The sequence below is a fragment of the Qipengyuania pacifica genome (assembly GCF_019857205.1).
Classification (GTDB): Bacteria; Pseudomonadota; Alphaproteobacteria; order Sphingomonadales; family Sphingomonadaceae; genus Qipengyuania; species Qipengyuania pacifica.
The window spans coordinates 77,882-103,807 of sequence record NZ_JAHWXO010000005.1 but is presented as its reverse complement, the minus strand read 5'-3'; the positions used below and the strand labels follow the sequence as shown (position 1 = coordinate 103,807).

The following is a 25,926-nucleotide window of genomic DNA, read 5'->3' as shown; positions in this document are numbered from 1 at the left end:
GCCACGAATTGAAGAAATTTGGCGAACAGTCAACGCGATTGGCAACAGCTTCCCCGCCCAAATCCTTGACCATCGACCCGGCGCCGTCCTAGCGATGCAATACGATGGCAAGCACGAACTCTACGCACTCCAAACGTCTCGAACGTAAACCCCGGGTATTCGTCACGCGGCATCTCATGCCAAGCGTGGAAGACCGCATGGTCGACCTGTTCGATGTCGTGCTCAATGCGGACGACAACCCGCTGACACGTGATGATCTGACCGCAGCTATGAGGGATTGCGATGTGCTGGTCCCGACAGTGACGGACCGGATCGACACCGATATGATAGCCGCCGCCGGAAAGGACCTCGGTCTGATCGCCAATTTCGGCGCGGGAACGGAGCATATCGACCTTGAAGCCGCAGCGGAGCGCCATATTCTCGTCACCAATACGCCAGGCGTATTCACTGACGATACTGCTGATCTTGCCATGGCAGGGATCATTGGCGTGCCGCGCCGTATCCGCGAAGGTGTCGAGCTCATCAGGAGCGGTGAATGGTCCGGCTGGACGCCAACTGCCCTGCTTGGCGCAAAGCTCGCTGGGAAGGTTCTGGGCATCGTCGGTATGGGCCGCATAGGCCAGGCTGTCGCGCATCGTGCCCGCGCTTTCGGATTGGAAATCGCTTACCACAATCGCAAACGGCTGCCCGAAGCCGTTGAGCGTATGTTCAGCGCCCGCTGGGTGGACAGCCTCGATGGACTGATGTCGGAGGCCGACATCCTGACGCTGCATTGTCCAGCAGGTCCGGATACGCATCACATGATTGACGCACCAAGGATCGGCCTGATGAAAGATGGGGCAAGCCTAGTCAACACGGCGCGCGGCGACCTCGTCGATCAGGAAGCGCTCATCGCGGCTTTAGAGGCCGGGAAACTTGCGGGAGCAGGTCTCGATGTCTATCCGGACGAGCCGCATGTCGATGCCCGCCTGATCCGGCATCCGAATGTGATGACCCTTCCCCATATTGGAAGTGCCACCCTCGAAGGGCGCGAAGAAAGCGGCATGAAGGTTATCGCCAACATTCGTATGTGGGCAGATGGCCACCGACCGCCCGATCAGGTCCTGACCGGGCTGGCCTGAACAGTCAGAGACGTTTTTCGTAGAAGACGTTGAATTCCGTTTCGACATAATTGCCGAAGGCGCTTCGCCGAGCGAAGCCATTTCGCAGGTAGAGGCGGTTTGCCGGTTCGAAGACAGGTCCCGTTCCGGTTTCCAACACCAGGAGTTTCAAAGACCTGTCTCGGGCGGCAAACGTGATCGCGTCCAGCAATGCCTGCCCCACACCGCGGCGAAGTGCCAGTTTCTTTGTACGCATGGACTTGATCTCGCCCATTGCCGACGAAAGCTGCATGAGCGCTCCAATGCCAAGCAACTCGCCGTCCTGCCTTGCATCGAAGACTGTCACATCGGGTCGTTCGAGACCGCTGAGATCTAGGGCGAACGACGTTCCTGGCGGCGATGCATTATACATTTGCCGCTGATGCAGAGCGATTAGATCGCGAACATCGGTGTCGGCGAGGTTGGCAACGCCGACTTCCAAATCAGTCACCTGTCAGGATACGGTCGACCAGTTCCTTCACCGTCGGCGTGAAATTATTGGAATAGAACGGGTCCAGTTTGAAGCGATAGGCAGCATGCCCCGCAAAGGCGAGATTCTCGTCCGGATCGCCCCCATGGGCGATATCCTGGAGGGTCTTTTGAATACAGAAGCTTCGCGGATCGGCGAGCCGGCCGGTCGTGTGATTATCGTGATCTTTCCAGCTGCTGAACTGGCAGTGCGACAGACAGCCCATACAGGCTTGCTGGTCTTCGCGAATTTGCTCAGCGCTTTCCGGGGTCACGAAGACCACTGTATCGTCGGGAGTTTTCAGCGGCTCGGAAAATCCTTCATGCATCCACGACAGCGCTTTGCGCTGGTCGCCCGGATGAACCCAGAAATACTTGGCTTTACCGTGATCCGACAGTGGAACGGTGCCATCTTCCTCATCGCGCTTGAAAATCGGAATTTGCCGATCCGACCGATGCATCAGGTCGTAGAGGAAGGGGGTCTTTACCGCACTGGAATAAAAGCCTGTCGGGCTGAATTTGTGCAGCAGCACATCACCCGGTTCCACCGTGCGAAGCATGTCCTTCCAGATCTGCGGGATCGGGCTCTCATGCGTCAGCAACGGACGAGTTCCAAACTGGAACATGATCTTGCCGATTTCGGGATTGTCGATCCAGTCGTTCCATTCGCGCAGGAACCACACGCCGCCCGCCATGACGATGGCGGTATCTTCCGACACGCCTTCCTTGCGCATAGTCTCGCGCAGCGCAGCGACACGAGGGTATGGATCTTCAGGCTTGGTCGGATCTTCGGCGTTGGACAGGCCGTTATGTCCGCCGGCCAACCAGGGATCTTCATAGACCACGGCTGCCATGAGATCGGGAACCTTGGAGTAGCTGCGCTTCCACAATGCCCGAAAGGCACGGGCCGAGGAAACGATGGGCAGATAGTGGACGTTGTAACGCGCCGCGATTTCCGCAAGTTTATACGGCATACCTGCGCCGCAAGTCACGCCGGTGACCAATCCCGGGCAGTTTTCGAGCACACCTTCCAGAACCTGCTGCGCACCACCCATTTCCCACAGCACGTTGATATTGATGGCGCCCTTGCCACCGGAAATTTCATGGGCGCGCTTCACCTGTTCGGTCGCGCCGTCTATGGCATAACGAACCAGTTGCTCGAACCGCTCCTTACGCGTCGCCTGCGGGTAAACTTGGGGGATCGGATTGCCATCGTCGTCGTAGCTGTCAGCATTGACTGCGCTGACAGTTCCAATGCCGCCAGCGGCTGCCCATGCGCCGGAGCTCAGATGGTTGGTTGCGGAAACGCCCTTGCCACCTTCGACCAGTGGCCAGACTTCCTTGCCGCCATAGCTTATCGGCTCCAGACCCTTGAAACTCATTGAATTACGCTTTCTTTTCTTTGCGGGCGCCCTGCGCCTCGTTGCCCAGCGCGGCACGTTCGCCGCGGCATGGCTGTATCTCTCCGGGTTCCGGCCTCGTAGCGGCTGCCTTGAACTGTGCATAGTACCCGGCCAGTTCAGGCGAATCCTTGAAGGTGACAAGTTCGTACCCTGCGGCTTTGAACTCGCAGCTTAACAGCAAGGGATCGATCCCGTGCTTGTCCGTCGCACGATCGATGTCGACCACGATCACCTGTCCACCTTTTCTCAAGGCAGGCCACATGCGCCACAGGAATTCGTAAGGTTGTGCGATCTCGTGATACATGTGCACCATGAAGATGCGGTCGAAACTGTTTTCCGGCAGCTTGGGATCAGCCAGTTCGCCCTGCCGGATCGATACGTTTTCAAGCCTTTGCCGTTCAATCCGCCGGCCTAAATGGTTGAGAGCATCCCGATCGATATCCTGCGCCAACACCCGCCCATCCGCGCCAACCCGTTCCGCAAGTCGGACGGTGTAATAGCCGTTTCCAGCGCCAATATCGGCCACCGTCATTCCGTCTTCTATTTCGGCGAGATCCATCACCGTCTTCGCTTCGCCGCGACTGTCTCGCTGGTCTTCAGTCGAAAACTGGTTCGAACCCAAGTCGGACACAGCCCTGTCTGGCTCAGGAAAGCGCGGCTCGTCGTCATCGACGAGAACCTGCCCCTTGCACGCGCCAAGCATGGCAAGCGGAAGGATCAAGGCCGCAACGGGCTTCAATCCTCATCCTCCACATCGACCATCTCGCCAGTTACACGCTGCGCCAAGGCAGCCGAAATGAACTGATCAAGCGCACCATCCAACACGTCATCCGGCGTCGGAGACTGCACACCGGTGCGCAGATCTTTCACCATCTGATACGGCTGGAGAACATAGGACCGGATCTGATGCCCCCACCCAATCTCGCTCTTTTCCTGATATTCCCCCGAAGCTGCGGCCTCGCGCTCTGCCATCTCGCGTTCGAAAAGGCGCGCTTTTAGCATGTTCATGGCCGTCGCACGGTTTTTGTGCTGGCTGCGATCGTTCTGGCTCGCGACGACGATACCAGTGGGTTGGTGCGTGATTCGTACAGCTGAGTCGGTCGTGTTAACGTGCTGCCCGCCCGCTCCGGACGCGCGATAGGTATCGATCTTCAGATCCGATGGATTGATCTCGATGTCGATGTCGTCGTCGATCACGGGATATACCCATACCGAACTGAAGCTGGTGTGGCGCCGCGCGGAGCTGTCGTATGGGCTTATGCGAACGAGGCGGTGAACACCGCTCTCGGTCTTGGCATAACCATAGGCGTTCTCGCCCTTGATCAGCAGAGTCGCACTCTTGATCCCGGCCTGTTCGCCGGCCGCATATTCAACAGTTTCCACTTTAAAACCACGACGTTCGGCCCAGCGCGCATACATGCGCAGGAGCATATCCGCCCAATCCTGGCTTTCGGTACCACCCGCGCCCGCGTTGATCTGGAGATAGGTATCGTTCCCGTCAGCCTCGCCTGAAAGCAAAGCCTGCACCTTGTCGCGATCGGCACGTTCGCCCAGACTCGCCAAAGTATCGAGCCCTTCGCGCTCCACTTCGGCATCGCCTTCGGCTTCGCCCATTTCGACGAACTCCATGGCATCTGCCATCTCGGCCTCGATCTCGCGGACAGTATTGATCGCCGTTTCGAGGCGCTTCTGTTCTTGCGTGACAGCCTGTGCCTGCTTTGGATCGTCCCACAGATTGGGGTCCTGAACGCGCGCATCGAGCTCGTCGAGACGGCGCAACGCCCGCTCCCAGTCGAGCGACTGGCGGACCAGTGCCAATGCGGCTTCGATCCTTTCGATATGGGCCTGCCCTTCGGCACGCATGGAACTCTCCTGGCAAAAGATGTGCGGGCGCGCCGCCTAGCGCAGACGCGCGGCGCGGGGAAGATGCTGCAGGCGGCCTACTTGCGCGCGAGCGAACGCACCGCCGCGAGGCTGCGTGCCACATGTTCCTGTGGCTTCAGGTTGGAATAGGAAAAAGCCACCTTGCCATCGCGATCGATGACATAAGTCGTTCGGTCGCTCCATCCGGCCTTGTCTGCCCCAAGGCCCAGCGAAACGTCATAGCGCTCGATCAGGTCCTTAGACGCGGTAGCAACGGGAAACTGGCCTGCGCAATGCTTGGCAGAGAATTCGCGCAACTGATTGGTATTGCCACCGGTCATGCCGATCACGGTGGCCCCTGCCTTGCGGAAGTCATCCATTGCCTCAGCGAAAGCCTGGGCCTCCAGATTGCAGCCCGATGTGAAAGCTGCCGGAAAGAAGTAGAGGACGACCGGGCCCTTTTTGAGCGAAGTGGCCAGATCGACCCGGATCGGCTTGCCTGCCATCGCGCCCTGCGCGGTAAACCGCGGTGCCTCCGCGCCTTTATCCAAAGCCGCGAGAGCGGGCGAAGCGGAAAGGCCGAGGGCGGCCGCAACGATGACTGTGCGCAGTATCTTCATGGCACCTATAATGGACCTTCGAAGCGCCCCTGCCAAGCCGCGATCAATATATTCCGCCCTGCTCCTCGACAAAGTCGTCGGCACGGACGCCATCCTGGTTGGCCTGTGCACGCTGCGCACCCTGCCTCGCCAGACGAATGAGTTCGAGAATCTCATTACGCTTGGCTGCAATCTCGTCCGACCGTGTGGCGCGCGGTGGCTCCGTATCGGGCTTGAAAGCTTCCCAGATAATCGACGCTGTCGGCTCGTCCGAAGGCGTTCCTTCGAACACGCGCTTGCCGCTGCGACGATCAATCTTGACCATGCGGACGCCCGGCGGTGCAACGAAGTCCTCGGCCTGCCAGCGATCCTTTGTCGCCTCGATAAAGCGCTTCATGATCGTCGCAGCCGTATTGCCGCCCTGCACCCATCCCCCAAGATTGCGGGGCTGATCGAAACCGACGTACATGCCTGCGATGATATCGGGCGAGCCCCCGACGAACCATGCGTTGGTAGGTCCGTTAGTGGTGCCCGTCTTGCCGAAAAGCGGCAGGTCGAGGCTGCGCAGACGCACGGCCGTCCCGCGGGTTACGACGCCCTGCAGCATGTGAACCATCTGGAATGCAGTCCGCGGATCGAGCACCTGCCTGCCTGAAACTTCGAAACGCGGCATCGGCTGTCCATCCCATTCAGCCATGTTGCAGCCGGTGCAATTCCTACGATCGGTCCGATAGATTACCTTGCCGTCGCGATCCTGGACGTAGTCTATGACAGAACCATCATTCTGGCGCCCCCAATTGGCCAGTGCGGCATAGGCATTCACCATTCGCGCAACGGTCGTATCGCCGGCACCCAGGGCGAAGGAATAATACGGTTCGTATTTGCCGATCCCCATGCGGTCGATCGTCTTGATCACATTGTCCATGCCGGTGTCGTCCGCGATATGGACCGTCATGAGGTTGCGGCTCTGTTCGAGACCCCACCTCAAAGTGTGGACACCGCCGCCCCCGCCACCGAAGTTGCGGAAGCATTTATCGCCAAGATTGGCGCCCTGCCACACGCAAAAGGTCTGGTCCGGGACCTGCGTGGCCGGCGTCATGCCGTGATCGAGCGCGGAAGCATAGACGAACGGCTTGATGGTCGAACCGGGCTGTCGAAGCGCCTGGGTCGCGCGATTAAAGCTGCCAAGTCGGCTATCGAAGCCGCCCTGCATGGCGAGAATGCGTCCGGTTTGTGGGGCTTCTGCCAGAAATGCGCCCGATACTTCGGGCACGCCGCGGATCGCATAACCGCTACCGGATTTGACCGCAGCAACAACATCGCCGACGGCCAGCGACGAAGGCCCACCCGACAAGGCAAACTCCTCGCCATCGGAAAAGCCAATTCGCCCGGGGGCAGTCACCACGCCCACACGCCAGTCTTCGTAATTGATCGAAATGTTCGATGACGCCAACTGCGACGTCAGATCGCCATTGTCGGGATTGAGTGTCGCGATAGGCTTCGTAAAGCCGCGATTGCCATGATAGCTGATCAGCTGCTTGCGCAACGCGTCACGTGCCGCAAGCTGAAGCTCGGTATCCAGCGAAGTGCGCACCCATAGCCCACCGGCATAAACGCTGTTGCGTCCATCGTCTGCCGTCTCGCCGAACTTATCGATCAGTTGGCGGCGGACTTCTTCGAGAAAATAGCCGGCATCGGCAGAACGCTCGCTCCGCTGCTGGACGAGGCCCAGATCCTGACGTTTCGCTGCAGCCGCTTCTTGGGCCGTGACGAAATTGTTGGCGACCATCTGGTCGAGCACGAAGTTGCGGCGGGTAATAGCAAGGTCGTGATACCGGGCGCGGCCGTAACGTTCGGGTGCCTTGGGCAGGATGGCCAGAAACGCCATCTCGTTCAAATCGAGATCACCGACATCCTTGTCGAAGTAAGCGCGAGCGGCAGCCTGCACACCGAAGCTGCGTCGCCCAAGCGGGATTTCGTTCAAATACAGCTCGAGGATTTCCTGCTTGGTCAGAACGCTTTCGATACGTGTGGCGAGGACCATTTCCTTCAGCTTGCGGGTAACCGAATATTCGTCGCCCAGCAGCAGGTTTTTGGCGACCTGCTGGGTAATGGTCGAGCCACCCACCGCGCGCTGGCCGGAACCAAACTTTGTGGCATAGTCGATTACCGCGTTCGCCGTTCCGGTAATATCCACCCCGCCGTGGCTGAAAAAGGTCTTGTCCTCGGCAGAAAGGAACGCGTCGATCAGTTTCTCCGGAAAATCCACATACTGGAGCTGGACGCGCCGTTCGCGGGCATAAGTGTTGACGATTTCGCCATCGATGCCGCGCACTACTGTGGGCAGCGGCGTTTCATATTCCAGCAGCGATTCGGCGTCCGGGAGATTGCGACCGAGCGTCGCCCATGCGAGCAGGAGCATGACGATGGCGAACCCGCCAAGGTAACATGCGAAGCGCAGCCTGCGGCTATGCGCCCAATTGTCATTGAACCAATCGATCAGGCGCTTGGGATCGCGCATGATGCGATAGCGATAGTATTGAAGGGCTGACTGCTCGGACATGGTATGGGATCGGCCTCTAGCACGCCAATTCTGTAATTCGCCAGAACGAAGAGTGTTAGCCGGTCAGCTTTCTTGCTGTCGCGCGAAATAAATGCGGATAGCCCGCGCCATGACTTCGGCGAACCGTGATCTACCTTCGGGAGAAGCAAGACGCTGCGCATCCTCTTCGTTAGTTATGAAGCCGCTTTCGAAAAGGATCGATGGTACGTCTGGCGCGCGTAAAACCTTCAGTGCTGCTGATCGGCGCGCCTGCGGATGAAAATCGATGACCCCGTCAGCCTCGCGAAGGATCAGCCGAGCCAGCTCGTCCGACTTTTCCTGCGTCCTGCGTTGCGATAATTCGACCAGTATGGTGCTTACAGCGTCGCTCTCACCGCCGACATCGACACCGTTCAATCGGTCGGATGCATTCTCCCGTTCAGCGAAACGAGCAGCCGCCTGGCTGGAAGCCTGGTTAGACAGCGTATAGATGCTGGCCCCCGTTACATCGGCAGCGTCTCCGGCACTATCAGCATGGATCGATATGAACAGATCGGCACCGAGCTTGCGAGCGATATCGACCCGCTCGGCGTGAACAAGATAGCGATCCTCGTCTCGCGTCAGTGCGACGCGCACCCCACCCCCTTTTTCGAGCTCGTCGCGCAGTGCCCTCGCCAGATCGAGCACGATAGTCTTTTCTCGATAGCCTTGACCCGCTGCCCCGGGATCATGTCCGCCGTGGCCGGCATCTATCACTACCAGCGGTGCGCTGTTCGCCCCCGCCACGTCTGGAAGCGATCCTGGCGTATCCGCAACGGGAAGTTCGATATGAACGACGTAGCCCCGGCCTATCTCAGGCACGGGAACACGCACGGCTGTCATGGCGAGTACAGCCAGCACTGCGAGCGGCAGCAACGTCAGCAAAAGGATTTGCGCGCGCATCGTCATTACGGGCACGGTTACCGCCTTGTTATCCAATGACGCAATATGGTTGCCGTGCGAAACCCACGGTGCTAGCGATAGCTCATCGGTTACGAGGTGCCTCCGATCGGCGCGAATATTGCGCGACGAAGAGGGTCACCGAAAAAAGCCGTTCTTTTTCAGGCTACAACGGCTTCGGTCGTGAAGGCCCAAATTAATACAGGTTGATGCCGGACATGGCCCGTTTCTCCCCGATAACAGCAGCGCAGGCGATTGCCTTTGCCGCTATTTCGGGCCGGACAGCGCTGCAGATGCGCAAGGCAAGCACGGCACTCACAAATACCCGGCCCCATGCAATTGCTGGAACTGGCCGGTTCACAAACACCGCGAAGCCCGGATCGGGCCGCGGACTTTCCAACATAATACGCCGCGCAGATTCAGGTTCACACCTGTCCCGTCGCGGCTGGAGACATATCAATGGCAACGCGCATGCTAATCGATGCGCGCCACCAGGAAGAAACCCGGGTGGCGGTGCTCAAAGGCAACCGGATTGAGGAATTCGATTTCGAATCTGCCGATCACAAGCAGATCAAAGGAAACATCTATCTAGCTAAAGTAACCCGGGTCGAACCGTCGCTTCAGGCAGCGTTCGTAGATTTTGGCGGCAACCGTCACGGTTTCCTGGCTTTCAGCGAAATCCATCCCGATTATTACCAGATACCCAAGGAAGACCGCGAAGCCCTGCTCGCTGCGGAAGCCGAAGCTGCAGAAGAAGAGCAACGACTGCGCGATGAGGAAGAGCAACGCGGTGAAATGCCGGGCGACGAGTACGACGCGGATGATGAAAGCTCCGAAGCGCTCGCCGAAGACCTTGCCGAAGATGGCCTCGAAGAAGTCGACACGTCCGACAAAGACGATGTCGCTACGATCGAAGAAGGCCACATGGAAAATGGCGACGATGACGATGACGATTCGTCGGATGAGGATTCCGACGAAGACGGTCGATCGCGAGATCGTGACCGCAACCGCCGCGGCCGTGGACGGCGTCAGGGCAAAGGTGGCCGTAGCCGTGCCAAGGAAGTCGACGAAGCCCGCGCCAAGCGCATGGCGCTGCGCCGTCGCTACAAGATCCAGGACGTCATCCAGCGCCGCCAGGTTCTGCTCGTCCAGGTCGTCAAGGAAGAGCGCGGCAACAAGGGTGCCGCATTAACGACATATCTCAGCCTGGCTGGGCGTTACACGGTGCTCATGCCGAACAGCAGTCATGGTGGCGGTATTTCCCGCAAGATCTCGTCGGCATCTGACCGCAAGCGGCTCAAGCAGGTTGTCTCCGATCTGAGCTTGCCCAAATCGATGGGCCTTATCGTCCGGACGGCTGGGCTCAGCCGCACCAAAACGGAAATCAAGCGCGACTTCGATTACCTCGCCCGCCTTTGGGATGAAATTCGCGAACGTACCTTGTCCTCCAGCGCGCCGGCACTGATCCATTCGGACAGCGACCTTATCAAGCGTGCAATCCGCGACATCTACAATCGCGACATCGAAGAAGTCGTGGTCGAAGGTGAACCCGGTTACAAATCGGCCAAGGAATTCATGAAGCTGCTGATGCCCAGCCACGCACGGCGGGTTAAACAGTATTCTGATCCGGTGCCTCTGTTCCAGCGCTACGGTGCGGAAGACGAACTGAAGGCCATGTACGATCCGGTCGTACAACTTAAGTCGGGCGGATATCTCGTAATCAATCCGACCGAAGCGCTGGTGTCGATCGACATCAACTCCGGACGCTCGACCAAAGAGCACAATATCGAGCAGACGGCACTTCATACCAATCTCGAGGCAGCGCGCGAAATCGCTCGCCAGCTGCGTCTGCGCGATATGGCTGGCCTGGTCGTCATCGATTTCATCGATCAGGAGCATCATTCGAACACCCGCAAGGTCGAAAAGGCGATGAAAGAAGCGCTCAAGAACGACCGTGCCCGTATTCAGGTCGGTCGTATCTCCAGCTTCGGCCTGATGGAAATGAGCCGGCAGCGTCTGCGCACCGGCGTGCTCGAAGCGACCACCCGTGATTGTCCACACTGCGATGGTACCGGCCTCGTCCGCACTGCATCTTCTGCAGGCCTGTCCGCCCTTCGCCTGATCGAAGACGAAGCGGCCAAGGGCAAGGGATCGATCATCCGGCTCGCCGCCAGCACCGAAGCGGCGATCTATCTCCTCAACGAAAAGCGCGCCGACCTCATGGAGATCGAACAGCGCTATGGCGTAACGGTCGAAGTCGTGCCCGAGGGTGAGGAAGAAGGCGCGAAGATGACCGTGTCGAGCCACGGGCCGAAGCCGAAAGATGCACCGCGCTTCGAACCTATCGTTCAGGAAGACGACGACGAAGAAGAAGACCTGCCCGAGCAGGATGAGGAAACCGACGAGGACGAGAACGATGATGATCGTCCCCGCAAGAAGCGCCGCCGCCGGCGCGGTGGCCGTGGTCGCAACAAGAACCGTCAGCGCGACGATGAAGACGGCGATGATGATGACGATGGCGACGAAACTTCGCACGAGACGCGCGACGAAAGCGATGATGAAGACGGTGACGACAAGCCGAAGAAGCGCCGTCGCCGCAGTGGCCGTCGCCGTGGCGGACGTGGTCGCGGAAAGAAGTCTGACGATATGACTTCGGAAGACACCGATGAACTCGGTGAAGTTTCCGAAGCGGTCGTAGAAGACATGGCTGTTGTCGCTGGCCCCGAAGACTCACCGGAAACGGCCGAGGCTGCTGCCGATACGGAAGCCGAAGAAAAACCGAAGCCGAAAAAGCGCGCGCTCCGCAAGAAGAAGGTCGAACCCGAAGCGGCAGCGGAACCCGAAGCGGCAGCGGAACCGGAAGAGGCCGAAAAGCCCAAGCCGAAGAAGCGCGCACCGCGCAAGAAAAAGGCCGACGCCGAAGCACCTGCTGTCGAAGCTGCGCCCGAGCAGCCTGAAACAGCTATCGAAGAAGAAAAACCGAAGCGGACACGCCGGAAGGCTCCTGCCAAGAAGACGGCTGCCAAGGCCGAGGCTGAACCTGCGAGCGAAGCTTCGCAAGCGCAGCCTGAAGCCGATCTGCCGGCAGCGCCGGACGCAGCCCCTGAACAGCCGAAAGAGGCCCCCGCGCCGAAGCGCGGCTGGTGGCAGCGGACTTTCGGAGACGACTAGGCCATTAGAAGGATCGGCGGGCCGATGGCTCGTCGATCCTTACGCCTTGCGCGCTACACCCCATTCCATCCACCCCATCACCTTGGGCGCCTTTTTAAGATAGGCCTGGCCGAGGGGTTCCACAGCGAAGCCTGCCGCTCGCAGGGCAGAGCCGATCGGGCGGGTCAGATGACAGCCGCCCGCCAATGGCTTCCACACCGGTTCGATCCGCTCCTGCCAGCGCGCGACAGCTGCGTCGGGCGCACGCCCATGTTCCAGGAACAGAAGCCTTCCATTTTGGGCTAGTATCCGTCGCAATTCGGATAGCACACGCGTGGGATCATCGACCGAACACAGCGTGTAAGTGCATACTACGGTATCGAAAGATCCGTCCGGAAAAGGGATGTCCTCCCCTACACCTTGGCGAATATCGACGCTCCAACCCTTCGCGCGGGCGCGGTTACGAGCGCCGTCTAAAAGTTTTGCATGGGGGTCTATGCCCGAGAACGATGTGACCGCGTCGGCGTCGTAAAGTGCCTGATTGAGCCCGCCACCACAGCCGATCTCGAAAACCCGGCCTCGGGCGAGTGGCACGATCTGGCGCCGCCGCTTCTCGATCCTTTCTTGCCCGCATGCAGCCGTGATCACTCGCGGCATCACGTGGTCATCGTACCAGGCCTTCATCCCCACAGCGCAATATCCTCCGGTTGCGCGACAAATCGAAGGCTACGCTGTTTCTCGACGGCGACAAGTCGTTTCTTCTTGTCCGTAAAGGGTTGGCGGGCTGACGAGGGAACGGTGTGATCGCTTGCTTAGCCAGTGATATTCACCCTGCCCTCAGGCAGGAATTTCCGCTCCCTGCCAATCGAACAACTTCCCGCTGTCGCCCGGTTCGAGACTATCGATCACAGCGAGCAGGTTGGTTGCGGCTTGCGCAGGAGGGACCACCTGACCATCCGGCAAGTTGGATTGGAACGGCGCAGAAAGATCCGTATCGACAGTCCCGGGATGCAGGCCGACCACGACCGCACTCTTGTGCGTTCGTTTCATCTCGATCGCGAAATTCTTGAGGAGCATGTTGAGCGCCACCTTGCTGGCGCGGTAGCTGTGCCATCCACCCAGTCCATTGTCGGAAATGGATGCGACCCTGGCCGACAACGCGCCAAAGAACGCGTACCTATCGCGCGCCAGCAGCGGCAGCATATGTTTGGCGATAAGCGCAGGACCGATCGTGTTGATGCGAAACGCTTCCTCCATGGCCTCTGCGCGGAGCTTGCGGAACGATCGCTCGGGCCCGGTCCCGTCGGCAAGCGTCAGAACACCGGTTGCGACCAGTACCATGTCGGGCGGATTTTCGGCCATTTGCTCCGCCACAGCAGCAATCGAGTTCTCGTCAGTCAGATCGAAACGGAACCCCCGAAACCGACTGTCAACCGCCCGGCCCGAGCGACTGCCCGCCCAGACATCCGCGCCGCGATCTGCCAGAGCCGTCGCAAGTGCGTTGCCGATGCCACCACTCGCGCCAAAGATCGCGGCCCGGCGCACTGTCTTTTCTGTCGCCATGATATCTGTTCAGACCATTGCCCGGCCAAGCGGTTCCCGGCGTCTCTGTACGGCAATTGCCGGGCCAGCTTGTCGAATTGTGCATGCGCACGCCCTTGCACCGCGCGCCACAAGCGCTAATGGGTTTCACCAAGCAACAGGACCGATACTGCACATGGCGACCTTCACCCTTCCCAAGAATTCGAAGATCACCGGCAAGAGCCGCGACCACAAGGCCGAGGGCGGCGCACGCATCCGCAAGTTCAAGATCTATCGATACGATCCCGACAGCGGCGAAAACCCGCGTTACGATACGTTCGAGATCGATCTGGACGATTGCGGTCCGATGGTTCTCGACGCCCTGTTCAAGATCAAGAACGAAATCGATCCGACGCTGACCTTCCGCCGGTCCTGCCGCGAAGGTATCTGCGGATCGTGTTCGATGAACATGAACGGGAAAAACGGTCTCGCCTGCACTACCGCTATCGAAGATCTGAAAGGTGAAGTGCGGATCACGCCGCTTCCCAGCATGGACGTGATCAAGGACCTCGTTCCCGACTTCACGCATTTCTATGCCCAGTATGCCAGCATCCGCCCCTGGCTGCAGACGGTATCGACGACCCCATCGGGCAAGGAACGCCTGCAGACGCCGGAACAGCGTGAAAAGCTGGACGGGCTCTACGAATGCATCCTGTGCGCCTGCTGCTCGACCGCATGCCCGAGCTACTGGTGGAATTCCGACAAATTCCTCGGCCCGGCAATCCTTCTGCAGGCCTATCGCTGGTTGGCGGACAGCCGGGACGAGATGACCGGCGAACGTCTCGACCAGCTCGAAGACCCGTTCCGCCTGTATCGTTGCCACACGATCATGAACTGCGCGAACGTCTGTCCCAAGGGGCTAAGCCCGGCCAAGGCGATTGCCGAAACCAAGAAGATGATCGCCGAACGCGCGATCTGATCCCTTGGCACTACCCGACCACGTTTTCGAACACGGTCCAGATCCGGAAAATCCCGGCTGGCGGCATTGGAACCTGAAAGATCGGACGCTGTTCAACGGCGCGGTGATGGGCAAGCTCATCACCCGTGTGGACGATGACGGGAAAGCGCGCCTGCGCATGTTTCCTGAGCGGCGCCATGAAAACCTGCAGGGCATCGTTCATGGTGCGGTGACGCTGTCGCTGATCGACATCAGCCTGTTTACCACCATGCACACGATCGGATCCGGCAATGCCGGCCCGTCGGTGACAGTGGAACTTTCCACCCAGTTCGTCGGCGGCGGGAAACCCGATCGCCCGCTCGATGCGGTGTGCGAAATCGTTCGGGAGACCGGCAGCATGGTATTCGTGCGCGGTATCGTGGAACAGGAAAATCATACCGTTGCCAGCTTCTCCGGTATCGTAAAGAAGATGAAGCGTCGCCCTGCCTCATGACCGGTATGCTCACCCGCTACGAGCGGCTGGTCGCCGCTGGCGAATTGCGTTCCGATCCCGACCAGCGCCGCGCTGCCGAACGGCTGAACCGGCTGCAGAAGGATCTGGAGGCGGAAAGTTCAGGCGGTCTGCTTTCGCAATTGTTCCGCGCCAGAAAGGCTAACCCGCAGGGCGTCTACATGTGGGGCGGCGTCGGTCGCGGCAAATCCATGCTCATGGACCTCTTCGTCGAAACTCTGGGCATCGATGAAAAGCGACGCGTGCATTTCCACGAATTCATGCTGGAGGTCGATCGCCGCATTCGCGAGCGCCGTGAATCCGATCCAGGCGATCCGACTGGCAAGGTCGCTCGCGATATCGCGGAGGATGTACGCTGCCTCGCATTCGACGAAATGGTCGTTAACAATACGGCCGATGCCGCGATCATGGCGCGCCTCTTCACGGCTCTTATCCGCGATCAGGGTGTTACGATCGTCACCACCAGCAACCGGCCTCCCCGCGATCTTTACAAAGACGGTCTGAACCGCTCCCTCTTCCTGCCCTTCATCGACCTGATAGAGACAGATCTCGATGTCGTTTCGCTCAACGGGCCTACCGACTACCGAATGGACCGGCTGGGGGACATCGCAACCTGGCATTCCCCGCTCGGGGATGATGCCACTGCGCAGGTGCGCGAAGCCTTCTTCCGCCTGACCGATTACAAGCCGGAAGATGCCGCCAACGTGCCCAGCGCCAATCTCGATCTCGGTGGCGGGCGGACCTTGCACGTCCCCAAAAGCCTCAAGGGCGTGGGTGTTTTCAGCTTCAAGCGGTTATGCGGCGAAAATCGCGGGGCGGCAGACTATCTCGCCATCGCACATGCCTACCATACCGTGATCGTTGTCGGAATTCCCGCCATGTCGCCCGACAACCGGAACGAGGCCATCCGGTTCACCAAGCTGGTCGATGCGCTCTACGAAAACAATGTAAAGCTGTTTGCCACGGCGGCCGCCGAACCGGAAAACCTGTATACCGCTGGCGATGGTGCGTTCGAATTCGAACGCACCGTAAGTCGCTTTAAGGAAATGCAGAGCAGCGACTACATGGCTCGCGGTCACGGCGTCGCCTAAGCCGCCGGGGCAGTTACAGCGGTGTTTCTTGACGGCTCTCTCGTCGGTCCCACATCAGGCGCATACCGGCGTTAACACCCCGCCGATGTGAGACTTTGACCATGATCGATATTCGTCCTTTCGCTTCCCTTGGGCACGCCAATCACGGCTGGCTCGATGCGCGTCATCATTTCAGCTTTGCCAATTATCATGATCCCGACCGTATGGGGTGGGGCAACATCCGGGTCTGGAACGATGACACGATCCAGGGTCAATCCGGATTCCCCCCGCATCCACACCGCGACATGGAGATTGTCACTTTCGTGCGCACCGGAGCGATCACTCACCGTGACAGCCTGGGTAACGAAGGCCGCACCGCCGCCGGCGATGTTCAGGTGATGAGCGCAGGCACTGGTATCACCCATGCCGAATACAATCTGGAAAGCGAAGACACCACGCTGTTCCAGATCTGGATCATCCCTGATCGTACGGGCGAAAAGCCGGGCTGGGGTCAGCGCGAATTTCCGAAGGCAACGCGCGAAGGCGGGTTTGCCGTTCTTGCGAGCGGCACGCCCGAAACCGACGATGCCCTCCCCATTCGTACCGATGCCAAGGTTGCCGCAACGACACTCGCTGCTGGACAGACCGCCACATGGACCACGTCGGGCGAACGCCACCAGTATCTCGTCGCCCCCACGGGACGGGTAAAGGTTAACGGGATCGAGGCTAAACCGCGTGATGGCATCGCCGTGACCGGCGAGACGGAAATCGTTGTCGAAGCGCTCGAAGACGCCGAGATCGTGCTGGTCGACGCGCGCTAAGCGCTCGGCTTGAGATGACGGAGTGAGCGCTCCAGCATCAGCAATTGCCATAAGACGCGTCCATGATCGGACCGCCCCGAAATATGTTCGTCCGCAAGCCGTGCAAGCGCCTTGCGGGCGAACAGTCCGTTGCCCGTGAGCAGTTCGCTGGATGCGATCGCCCTCGCCTCGCTTGCCAGCGGTCCACGAAACCATTCCGCCAGCGGCGTGACGAAACCCTGCTTCTGCCGATACAATATATCGTCGGGCAGATAGCGCTCCATCGTGCGCTTCATGAGCCATTTACCGCTCGTACCGCGCAGACGCTCACGGTGCGGCAGACGCGCACCGAATTCGATCAGGCGATGATCCAGCAGCGGCTCGCGCGCCTCCAGTCCTACTGCCATACTCGTCCGGTCGGTCTTGGTCAGGATGTCTCCGGGCAGCCAGAACTTGAGATCGGCATATTGCGCCCGGTCGAGACCGCTTCGCGCTGGCGCATCTCGCATCAGCTTTTCCAGCGGTTGCTCCGCCCGATAATCGCCACGTTCGCGCAGGAACGCCGCATCATAAAGCAATTCGCGCTGCTCGGGCGAAAGGATCGCCAGGGCCCGTGCATAGCCAGCTTCACCGCTGCCCCCGAGAGACAGCAGGGTAGTTTTCGCGCGCAGCGGGCGCGGTGCCCAGTCCGCTTTCGGCCACAGACGTCCGAGCGTTCCGAATACCGGTTCGCGCAGCCCACTCGGTAGAACAGATCGCACCTGCTCTTCGCGTGCATGGAATGCCTGACGTCGATATCCGGCGAACGCTTCATCGGCCCCATCGCCCGACAATGCCACAGTCACATGTTCGCGCGCCAATTCGCATACCCGTAAGGTCGGCAGCGCGCTCGCATCCGCGAATGGCTCGTCGAAGATCGCCGCGATCCGGTCGATATCGCCGAACTGGTCGGAGGATACGATCCGTTCGTGGTGGTCGGTGGCGAACAGTTTGGCGACCTGTCGCGCGTAAGCCGTCTCATCGACACTTTCGACATCGAACCCGATGGAACAGCTGGTGACAGGCGCGGCGCTGCTCTCGCTCATCAGCGCGACGACGGATGAACTGTCGACGCCTCCGGACAGAAACGCGCCCAGAGGAACGTCGGAAACCATTCTGCTCGTCACGCCTTCGCGCATCAGGTGGAGAAGCTGCGCGGAGAGGTCTTCGGTTCGCCCGGTCTCACGCCTGGTAAAATCCATGTCCCACCATTGCTGGGGCGGGCCAGGCGCGCGGCCATGATCCAGTAGCAGGAAATGTCCTGCCGGAAGCTTCTCAACCCCTTTCAGGATGGCGCGATGATCGGGCACATAGCCCCACGTCATGTAATCTTCGATCGCCAGCGGATCGATCACTCGGCGCATCAGCGGATTGGCCAGAAGGCCCTTCATTTCGCTGGCGAAGGCGAGCGCGCCGCCCTCCAGTTGCGCCAGATAAAGCGGCTTCACCCCGAAACGGTCGCGGGCGAGGAAAAGCTGCCGCCGGTCGATGTCGTAGAGCGCAAATGCGAACATCCCATCGAGCCGGGACAGGCAATCCACTCCCCATTTCTGCCAGGCGGCAAGAATGGTCTCGGTATCGCCATCGGTCCGGAAATGTGCTCCGCCGCGCTCCAGTTCGCGGCGCAGTTCGCGATAATTGTATATCTCGCCGTTGAACGCGATCACGGCGCGCCCGTCCGCCGAACGCATGGGCTGTGGGGATCCGTCGAGATCGATGATCGAAAGGCGTCTGTGACCAAGTCCGACGCCCGGTGCAGTCCAGACGCCGCTACCGTCGGGACCGCGGTGCGCCAACGCGTCGGTCATCCGTTCGACCCGCTTGGGATCGACCGGTTTTACCGTCTCGTAATGGAAAATCCCGGCGATCCCGCACATATGCGAGCGGGCCTAGCCGAGCCGCGGCATTACGGCAAAGACCAAAGCGGCAGTAAGTGTCGCGCCAAGGACAAGCGCGGGACTGGCACCGTTCCTCTCCAGCCGTTGCAACATTGGCAGGGCCGAAACCTGCTGCGCGCTCCAGCCTGCCTCTTCCGGCTCGCGCTCGAACCAGCGCCACGCCACTCCCAGAACCAGGGCGATGACAATACCGAAGAAGAACCAGCCGTAGACGATATGGTCGAAACTGCCGGCGGCTTCCGCGCCGACATACTGAGCAATGAAAATCGTTGCCCATGCCCGAATGCCGTTGGCCACGATCGGCACGATCACGCAGGCCAGCAGGAACAGGATGCGGCGTTTCCAGCTCGCAAAGCAGCTGTATGCAACCAGCACCCCAAGCGCGACCATGGCAACGAGGAACTTCACGCCCGAACATTCCTCCGCCACGATAAACAGTCCGGCAGGCGTGTCGATATGGATGCCATCTGCCACCGTTTCGACACCGCTGAACCGTGTGAGTGCGGTCGCCATTTCTGCGGTGACATACTGCAAAGGCGGAATGATCTCGTCTCCGAACGGAACGAGGAAGAACATGTAGGCCAGAGGAAAGGCGAGGATGAGCCCAACTCGGAAGCCGACTATCCCGAAAGTCGCACCCTGGAATGCCACGATCACGCCCAGTTGCGCGATCAGATTGATATCAGCCGACCGACCGACGAAGCAGATGGCGAGTCCAAGCAGGCACCAAAGAAAGCCCGGCCACCAGCCCCGGGCCTCGACCAGTGCCACTTCATCCCGGCGGATCCAGACGAGCCATGCCAGTATGGGCAGGATCAGGAGGATATGGCTATAGGTGTCGATGTTCCACCATTGATGGGCCATCGCCGACCATTCCCTTAGCGTAGCTGCGAACAGCCCCGCCCAACCAAAAGCAAGCAGCGCCGCGCTGCGGCCGCGGCCCGCAATCGATTGTCCGGGAATGGCAAGGTCAGGCTGCATCGCGTCCAGTGTCGCCGCTCACGAGCAAACGCTCAAGTTCAATGTAAACGCTGTTCCAGCTCATGTTCGCCAGCACAAAATCCCGGGCCGCCCTGCCCATCCCGACGCGCTTGCCTTCATCCGCCAGCAGCGTCGCGATCCGCCGCAGCATTTCAGGCGCTTCGGGCCGTGCCACCGCAAAGTGCACATCGTCCTTAGCTTCTATTCCGGTGGCTGCACCCGGCGTCAGCACAATCGCCTTCGCCATGGCCATGGCCTCCAGAACCTTGTTCTGCACCCCGCGTGCTATCAGCAGCGGCGCCACGACGAGATCGGCAGATGTCAGGAAAGGCCGGACGTCCGGCACCTCACCCCACACGCGCACGCCGTTTTCACCATGCCGGTTCCTGAGGCTCGCCACAGGTGCCCGTCCCACGATATGAAAACGCGCATGGTCGTGCATCTTGCGCAGTTCGGGCATGACATTCTCTATCATCCATTCCGCCGCAGCCACATTGGGGGGATAATCCATCTGACCCGTAAACAGCAGCTGGGGCCCCTCGCCCTCTTCCAGATCAGGCTGCACCGGCACATGTGCCGGATCGAAGAATTCGGCATCGATCCCATTGCCCAGCGCCCGAACATTGATCTCTTCCGATCCATCTAGGCGTGACCGGAAAAGCGCGGCCTCGCTATCGGTGATCAGCAAGGTGGTATCCGCACGGTTGGCCAACCGCATCTCTTCTGTCGCAAGCAGACGCCCCTCGCGGCGATTGATCCATCTGCGCTGGCCGGCGTCGGCGTAGGCTTCGAACTTGGCGCTATCCACATCGCACAGATCGATCACGACCCTACCCGCGAAGTCGTCCGGAATGTACTGCCCCATCTGGCTCGAAAAGACGAAAATCGTGTCGATCCGGTGGTTGCCCAAAGTCTTGGCAACATAGCGGCGCATGGCAGCGTGATCGAAGGCGGCGAGGCTGACCGGCTTACCCTTCAACACCGCTTCGATACCCGCCTGCGGCAGTGGCTTGGTGCGTTCGATCAGCGCATGTGTTTTGGCAACCAACGCAAGCGCGCTCTTCTGCGCCATATCATGCGATGTTTCGCCAAAGGTGCCCACATGCACCGGCCCCAGCTTCGCCAACCCCTTGAGCAAGTGATGCGAGCGGATCTTGTCGCCGCGATCCGGCGGAAAGGGGACGCGGTGCGCAAGGAACAGGATCTCTCCCATGTCAGCCCAGCCCACGCGCAATCCAGGGACCCAGCCGGTTCGCGATCGGCAAAGGCAACCGCTTCCAAAGAGCGATCTTGGCGGAATAGCCCTCATCCGTCGGATCGACATTTCGCGCTGCTGTGCCCGGTGCCGACCAGGTGAAATAGGTCAAGGGCTGCGGTTCGAACCCCCAGTTCTTCTTGAACGCGAACGGCCCGCTTCCGACTTTCGAGCGCCCGAAATCGAAACGAACGCATCCCCTCCGGCGGGCGTGACACATCAGTTCGTAATACATCCGCTCATTGGCGCGCAGGTGGCGCGCCGCCCAGGTTCCGCCGCCCCAGAACGGCATGACCGTTTCGTCATGATAGAGAGACAATACACTTGCCACTGGAACGCCTTGCTGACGGACCGTCAGAATGTCCGCATCATCTCCGAAGATATCCAGAACAGCATCGAAAAGACTGCGCGGGAATACCGGCGTCCCGAGATTGCGCACGCTTTCGGCGTAAACGGCGTAATGGGCGGATCGCTCCTGCCCGTCACTTCCGATGCTCACCGAAAGGTCATTCGCCAACCCCTTGCGAACTTCAGCGCGTGCTTTCCGCAGAATGGCGAGCAATTGCGCATCGTCGTCTTCCGCCAGATCCGCAGCGAAGTTTGCATGCTTGCCATCGATAACCAGCCAATCGGGTGAAGCGGTTCCGCCGCGCAATTCAACTGTTGAGGCGGAACGACGCAGCGCAATTTCCTGCGCCGCACGGCACAATTTCTCCGCATCTTCGGTGCGCGTGGATAATACCCCGCCTCCTACACCGAAACCGCTCGATACCAAGGCGCGCCCGAAGAGCGCCGAATGAATCTCGGTTAGCGGCAACCAGCCTTCGAGGCCGCCGCCGCGCTCCAGCATCAGCCCTACCGCTGAATTGCCGGTGCCCCGCTCGACCGCTTGCAGCCATGTCGGACGGTGAAACACGCTGCCACAGCGGTCCGCGACATAGCTTTCGATCCGTGCCAACTCGGCCTTGTCGCCAAAGTCTGCCTGCCGAATGGTCGCGATGTGACTGATCGGCGCGTTCATGCGGCCCACTTCACGCTGCGCGATCTTTCCTTTGCCGCGAGTTCGTCCATCCTACCCCAAGCGAAATCGCCGAGCAGGTCGGACAATTTGCCAGCCATTCTGGATAGATTGGTGTAATGTCTCAATCGCGATCGCACCGAAGCGTTGGACACGCGCGGTTGGTCGGGATCGACCTCCCATGGATGGAAATAGAATACCGCGGGTCGGTGATCGGAATTGACCTGCCTGATCGCCCAGCGGGTGAAGCTATAGGGGAGCACGCGAAAGAAGCCGCCGCCGCCTGCTGCAAGGCGGCGTTTACCCAACAGCGCAGTTGTGACCGGAATTTCGACGAGATCACTGCCCGGCACCGGGTCGAATGCGAAACGCGGCGCTTCGCGCCAACCATAGTGATCGTGGACTACCGGAGCGACCGATGACGAATAGGCATAGCCATGCTCTGCCAGGACTTCATGTGCCCATGGATTGCGTGCATCGATAGAAAAGCTTGGCGCACGATACCCGGTAACGGCTTTTCCGCTGGCATCTTCCAGAATGGCGCGCGCCTTGGCGATGTCGGCAGAAAACTGGTTGCGCGTGAGAGTAAAGACCCGTGTGTGATCGTAACCGTGGCTCGCCAGTTCGTGGCCCCGGTTGACGATCGACTGCATCGCTGCACGGTTACGCTCTGCCACCCAGCCCAGTGTGAAGAAGGTCGCTTTCACCCCGGCTTCGTCGAACAGGTCGAGAATGCGTGCGACGTTGTCCCCTACACGCAGTTCCAGCCCATCCCAATCTGCACGCGAGATGGTGTTTTCGAACGCGCCGACCTGAAACCAGTCTTCCACATCGACCGAGAGGCCGTTGACGATCATATTGTCGCTCAACGCTCGCTCCTCGCCATCTCAGGCCGCTGCGCGCGAACCCTGCGTTTCGAAATAGTCGATCATCATGGTGAGGACATGGCGCAAGGACCGCTCCTGCTCGTCGAGCCTGGCCTCGATAGCGACAAGACGCTGGCCAAGATCGTCCGGCACTTCACCCGACGACTTGCTCTGTCCCAATTTCTCCACTTCGCGGCGCAAGGCCATCATATGCTTGTCACGGTGCGCGAAGGCCGCTTCGATCGCTTCGATCTGATGGTCGAGCAAGCCCTTGTTGCGGGTTTCCACATCACCCTGTGCCTCGGCGGTCGGACGCCGCGCTTCGTCCTTAACCTTGGCGATCGCGTCCGCGGCGGGAAGATCCCGGTCGGGACGCGGTTTCGCAGCTGCATCTTCGGCAGCCGCAGCGGCATCACCAGTCATCTCTTCGACGACTGCGTCGAGCATGTCCGTGTCCAGCACGGATTTCTCTTCGACGGCTCCGAGCAGAAGGAGGCGCGTCATGACCTGGTTTACCTTGCGCGGTATCCCACCCGTCGTCTTGTGCAGCCTTACCCAGATGCTGCCATCGAATTCCGGGGAACCCGTCCAGTCCACATGCTGAAGGCGATGCATCACATAAGGTTCGATTTCGCCGGGCTGCATCGGCTCGAGATGATGTGAGGCGATGACCCGCTGGCGTAGCTGCTCCAGTTCATCCGACTGGGCCAGAAGCTGTTTGAACTCTGGCTGCCCCAGCAGCAATGTCTGAAGCAACGGGTGGGAGCCCAGCTGAAAATTCGACAGCATGCGCAGCTCTTCGAGGGCGCCGATCGAGAGATTCTGGGCCTCGTCAACGATCAGCAGTACGCGGCGGCCATTACGTGCTTCTTCGTGAAGGAACAATTCGATCGCCGCCAGCGCAGCCGCCTTGTCACCGCCGGCAATGTCGAGGCCGAAACTTCGCGCTGCAACGTGGATCATTTCGTCATCGTCCAGCGCGCTGGTCACGACTTCGCCAACGGTCATCCGTTCGGCATCGAGCTTCTGCTTCAGATGCGCGACGAGCGTAGACTTGCCCGAACCCACCTCTCCGGTGATGACGACGAAACCCTCACCTTGATTGAGGCCGTAGCCAAGATAGCTCAGCGCTTTCTTGTGCGTGAGGCTCTCGAAATAGAAAGCCGGATCGGGCGTGAGCTGGAAGGGGCGCTCGCTGAAACCGTAGAACTCTTCGTACATGGCGCGCTGTCCTATCAGAAATCGTAACGCAGGCCGAGAAGGGCCGATGCAGTTGTGAAGTTATCGGGTGCAAGATCGCTGTCGAGCATCGAGATGGCGACGGCGGCACGTGCCGAAAGGTTGCGATATATCTCTTCGGTATAGCTTCCCGAGGCGCCGATGGCGCGCACGCTATCCGTTCCCAACGCACCGCTATCGAACCAGCTGGCGAAGGTGTTGATGGCAAAGGAAGCTCGCGAACCCACTGGCCCGGACACACCTGCAGTCACGTAATAGCTTTCGTCGACTACGCCATCCGCAAGCTCGAGCACGGTTCCCGGCGCACCGATAAACCTGCGGCGGTCGTATCCGGCCCCGATGCCGGCGGTCATCCGGCCGATTTGTCTGCTGTAACTTGCGACTACACCGCGTCCGCGAAAGACCGATGATCTCAGCGATCCGAACAGACCGTCAATGCAGCCGTTACCGTCGACCGTGTTAACGCAGCCGGTCAGCTCGCCCGTGATCGGATCGCGGATCACACTGAAATCGGTCGGTAAGGCTGCGATCGCGTTGTTGAGACGTCCACCGAAGCCCTGAATACCGTCATATACGGCAATCTGCAGATTGCTACGGCGGTTCGGCTGCCAGCTAAAGCTGCCGTAGAATGTTTCACTGTCGTACCGATGCCCGAAATGCGCCTCGAGCTGGGTCCTGCTGCTGGGGCTCCAGACGACGCCTACGTCCCAGATCAGCCCGCTTGCATCGTAAGCGATGACACGCGGGGCGGCGGGATCCGTGACGAAGCGTCCGTTTGTGTCGATCACCGGATTGCCATCCGCATCACGCAGGGCATCCCGGCTCGACACCTCCACATCTTCGACACCGACCCCCGCCACGAAGGCCAGCGTCGGTGTGATCGGAACGGTCACATCGCCGCGTACATAAGCGTCGCGCACCCGCTGATCGAGGTTGGAAACGTCTTCCTGATAGAAGCCGGCACCCACGCCGACGCCGACCGGAAAGGGACGGTATGGGCGCGTTCCGGCCCTCACCGTTGCACTGTGGGTGATGCTGTCGTCGAACAAATCCGCAGGCGTTCCGCCTGCCGTCACGAAATCGGGACCATCCACGCGGGTATAGCCAATGCGGTAATTCGCGTTGATATCGACATCGCCGGCGCGTGTCTGAAGGTTGGGCCCGGCATAAACCGAATAGGTCTGGGTCGACAGATTGTCGTCCACGATCGGGTTGAACACCGAGCGCCCCTGCGCATCGACGCGCGTGCTGCTTGCCAGCGCACCTGCCTCTACGGTCAGCACCCGCGGAATGATCGAGGCGTAACCCCGGGCCAGACCCGTAATCGTATCCGAATCCGCACCGTCGGACTGATGGGCGAAATTGCGCTCGTAACGCAGTGAAACGCTGCCGCCGTTGTTGCGGCCGTTAATCGTTGCATCAACGCCGGCAGCAAGCTGCGTATAGGTCACCACGTCGCTCACGGGCGAAATCTGCCAAGCGGCGATATTGTTGAATTCGATGTACGGATCGATGGCCATGCGTCCGCGGCCATTCGAGGGGGCTTCGCTCTCGTTCGCGGTCGTATCTTCGCCCGAATAAGTCTGCGCTTGCAACGGCGCCGCAACCATCATCCCAAGGAGCATCAGTCCACGTGCAAGCCAGGGCACTTTTCCGTTACACGGCAT

Annotated in this window: 22 protein-coding genes; 6 read left to right on the top strand and 16 right to left on the bottom strand. The window is 60.0% G+C overall.

The window, feature by feature from the left end:
* Nucleotides 1–104: 104 nt before the first annotated feature.
* Complete coding sequence (locus KYK83_RS09655) at nt 105–1,121, top strand: 2-hydroxyacid dehydrogenase (protein ID WP_222828069.1); 1,017 nt, start codon at nt 105–107, stop codon at nt 1,119–1,121.
* Nucleotides 1,122–1,125: 4 nt separating this feature from the next.
* Here the strand turns inward: KYK83_RS09655 and KYK83_RS09650 are convergent, their stop codons facing one another.
* From KYK83_RS09650 to KYK83_RS09620, 7 genes are all read right to left on the bottom strand, one after another.
* Nucleotides 1,126–1,590, bottom strand: a complete 465-nt coding sequence (locus KYK83_RS09650) for a GNAT family N-acetyltransferase (protein WP_346729451.1) — start codon at nt 1,588–1,590, stop codon at nt 1,126–1,128.
* Nucleotides 1,583–2,989: an NAD(P)H-dependent flavin oxidoreductase gene (locus KYK83_RS09645; RefSeq protein ID WP_103023748.1), complete on the bottom strand. Its 1,407-nt coding sequence runs from the start codon at nt 2,987–2,989 to the stop codon at nt 1,583–1,585. Before KYK83_RS09645 ends, KYK83_RS09650 begins: the two co-directional genes overlap by 8 nt.
* A gap of 4 nt (nt 2,990–2,993) precedes the next feature.
* Nucleotides 2,994–3,713: a class I SAM-dependent methyltransferase gene (locus tag KYK83_RS09640; protein WP_222828224.1), complete on the bottom strand. Its 720-nt coding sequence runs from the start codon at nt 3,711–3,713 to the stop codon at nt 2,994–2,996.
* A gap of 32 nt (nt 3,714–3,745) precedes the next feature.
* The gene (gene prfB / locus KYK83_RS09635; protein ID WP_222828068.1) at nt 3,746–4,873 is read right to left on the bottom strand and encodes a peptide chain release factor 2; all 1,128 of its coding nucleotides are present in this window, start codon (nt 4,871–4,873) and stop codon (nt 3,746–3,748) included.
* A gap of 77 nt (nt 4,874–4,950) precedes the next feature.
* On the bottom strand, nt 4,951–5,493 hold the full coding sequence (locus tag KYK83_RS09630; RefSeq protein ID WP_103023746.1) for a peroxiredoxin: 543 nt from the start codon (nt 5,491–5,493) through the stop codon (nt 4,951–4,953).
* Nucleotides 5,494–5,536: 43 nt separating this feature from the next.
* Entirely contained in the window at nt 5,537–8,035 is a 2,499-nt protein-coding gene (locus KYK83_RS09625) for a penicillin-binding protein 1A (RefSeq protein WP_222828067.1), read from the bottom strand.
* A 63-nt stretch (nt 8,036–8,098) separates the two neighbouring features.
* The gene (locus tag KYK83_RS09620; RefSeq protein ID WP_222828223.1) at nt 8,099–8,962 is read right to left on the bottom strand and encodes an N-acetylmuramoyl-L-alanine amidase family protein; all 864 of its coding nucleotides are present in this window, start codon (nt 8,960–8,962) and stop codon (nt 8,099–8,101) included.
* 450 nt (nt 8,963–9,412) lie between these two features.
* Between KYK83_RS09620 and KYK83_RS09615 the strand changes: the two genes are divergently transcribed.
* Complete coding sequence (locus KYK83_RS09615; protein WP_222828066.1) at nt 9,413–12,124, top strand: Rne/Rng family ribonuclease; 2,712 nt, start codon at nt 9,413–9,415, stop codon at nt 12,122–12,124.
* Nucleotides 12,125–12,163: 39 nt separating this feature from the next.
* On the opposite strand, the gene KYK83_RS09610 is transcribed toward KYK83_RS09615, so the two are convergent.
* Together KYK83_RS09610 and KYK83_RS09605 are read right to left on the bottom strand one after the other, a co-directional pair.
* Nucleotides 12,164–12,787, bottom strand: a complete 624-nt coding sequence (locus KYK83_RS09610) for a class I SAM-dependent methyltransferase (RefSeq protein WP_248284377.1) — start codon at nt 12,785–12,787, stop codon at nt 12,164–12,166.
* Between the two features lie 153 nt (nt 12,788–12,940).
* Nucleotides 12,941–13,666: an SDR family NAD(P)-dependent oxidoreductase gene (locus KYK83_RS09605; protein ID WP_222828065.1), complete on the bottom strand. Its 726-nt coding sequence runs from the start codon at nt 13,664–13,666 to the stop codon at nt 12,941–12,943.
* Between the two features lie 154 nt (nt 13,667–13,820).
* On the opposite strand from KYK83_RS09605, the gene KYK83_RS09600 reads away from it, so the two are divergent.
* From KYK83_RS09600 to KYK83_RS09585, 4 genes are all read left to right on the top strand, one after another.
* Nucleotides 13,821–14,603, top strand: coding sequence for a succinate dehydrogenase iron-sulfur subunit (locus tag KYK83_RS09600; RefSeq protein ID WP_103023741.1), 783 nt, complete (start codon nt 13,821–13,823; stop codon nt 14,601–14,603).
* Between the two features lie 4 nt (nt 14,604–14,607).
* Complete coding sequence (locus KYK83_RS09595; protein WP_222828064.1) at nt 14,608–15,075, top strand: PaaI family thioesterase; 468 nt, start codon at nt 14,608–14,610, stop codon at nt 15,073–15,075.
* Nucleotides 15,072–16,184, top strand: a complete 1,113-nt coding sequence (gene zapE, locus KYK83_RS09590; protein WP_222828063.1) for a cell division protein ZapE — start codon at nt 15,072–15,074, stop codon at nt 16,182–16,184. Before KYK83_RS09595 ends, zapE begins: the two co-directional genes overlap by 4 nt.
* Before the next feature lie 101 nt (nt 16,185–16,285).
* Nucleotides 16,286–16,984 (top strand): pirin family protein, encoded by a 699-nt coding sequence (locus KYK83_RS09585; RefSeq protein WP_222828062.1) that lies wholly within the window; start codon nt 16,286–16,288, stop codon nt 16,982–16,984.
* Here KYK83_RS09585 and KYK83_RS09580 read toward each other — a convergent pair.
* From KYK83_RS09580 to KYK83_RS09550, 7 genes are read right to left on the bottom strand one after another with little or no spacing between them, the layout of a single operon-like run.
* Nucleotides 16,981–18,879 carry an XrtA/PEP-CTERM system amidotransferase gene (locus tag KYK83_RS09580; RefSeq protein ID WP_222828061.1) on the bottom strand — a complete coding sequence of 633 codons (1,899 nt, stop codon included), beginning with the start codon at nt 18,877–18,879 and terminating at the stop codon, nt 16,981–16,983. The two genes, KYK83_RS09585 and KYK83_RS09580, sit on opposite strands and share 4 nt — an antisense overlap.
* A gap of 12 nt (nt 18,880–18,891) precedes the next feature.
* Entirely contained in the window at nt 18,892–19,881 is a 990-nt protein-coding gene (gene xrtA / locus KYK83_RS09575) for an exosortase A (protein ID WP_222828060.1), read from the bottom strand.
* Nucleotides 19,871–21,109, bottom strand: coding sequence for a TIGR03087 family PEP-CTERM/XrtA system glycosyltransferase (locus KYK83_RS09570; RefSeq protein WP_346729450.1), 1,239 nt, complete (start codon nt 21,107–21,109; stop codon nt 19,871–19,873). The genes xrtA and KYK83_RS09570 overlap by 11 nt, the downstream gene beginning before the upstream one ends.
* Entirely contained in the window at nt 21,096–22,157 is a 1,062-nt protein-coding gene (locus tag KYK83_RS09565) for a FemAB family XrtA/PEP-CTERM system-associated protein (protein ID WP_222828059.1), read from the bottom strand. Before KYK83_RS09565 ends, KYK83_RS09570 begins: the two co-directional genes overlap by 14 nt.
* Entirely contained in the window at nt 22,154–23,011 is an 858-nt protein-coding gene (locus tag KYK83_RS09560; protein WP_222828220.1) for an XrtA system polysaccharide deacetylase, read from the bottom strand. Before KYK83_RS09560 ends, KYK83_RS09565 begins: the two co-directional genes overlap by 4 nt.
* 30 nt (nt 23,012–23,041) lie before the next feature.
* Nucleotides 23,042–24,241, bottom strand: a complete 1,200-nt coding sequence (locus KYK83_RS09555; protein ID WP_222828058.1) for an XrtA/PEP-CTERM system-associated ATPase — start codon at nt 24,239–24,241, stop codon at nt 23,042–23,044.
* 14 nt (nt 24,242–24,255) lie between these two features.
* Nucleotides 24,256–25,926, bottom strand: a complete 1,671-nt coding sequence (locus tag KYK83_RS09550; protein WP_248284376.1) for a preprotein translocase subunit YajC — start codon at nt 25,924–25,926, stop codon at nt 24,256–24,258.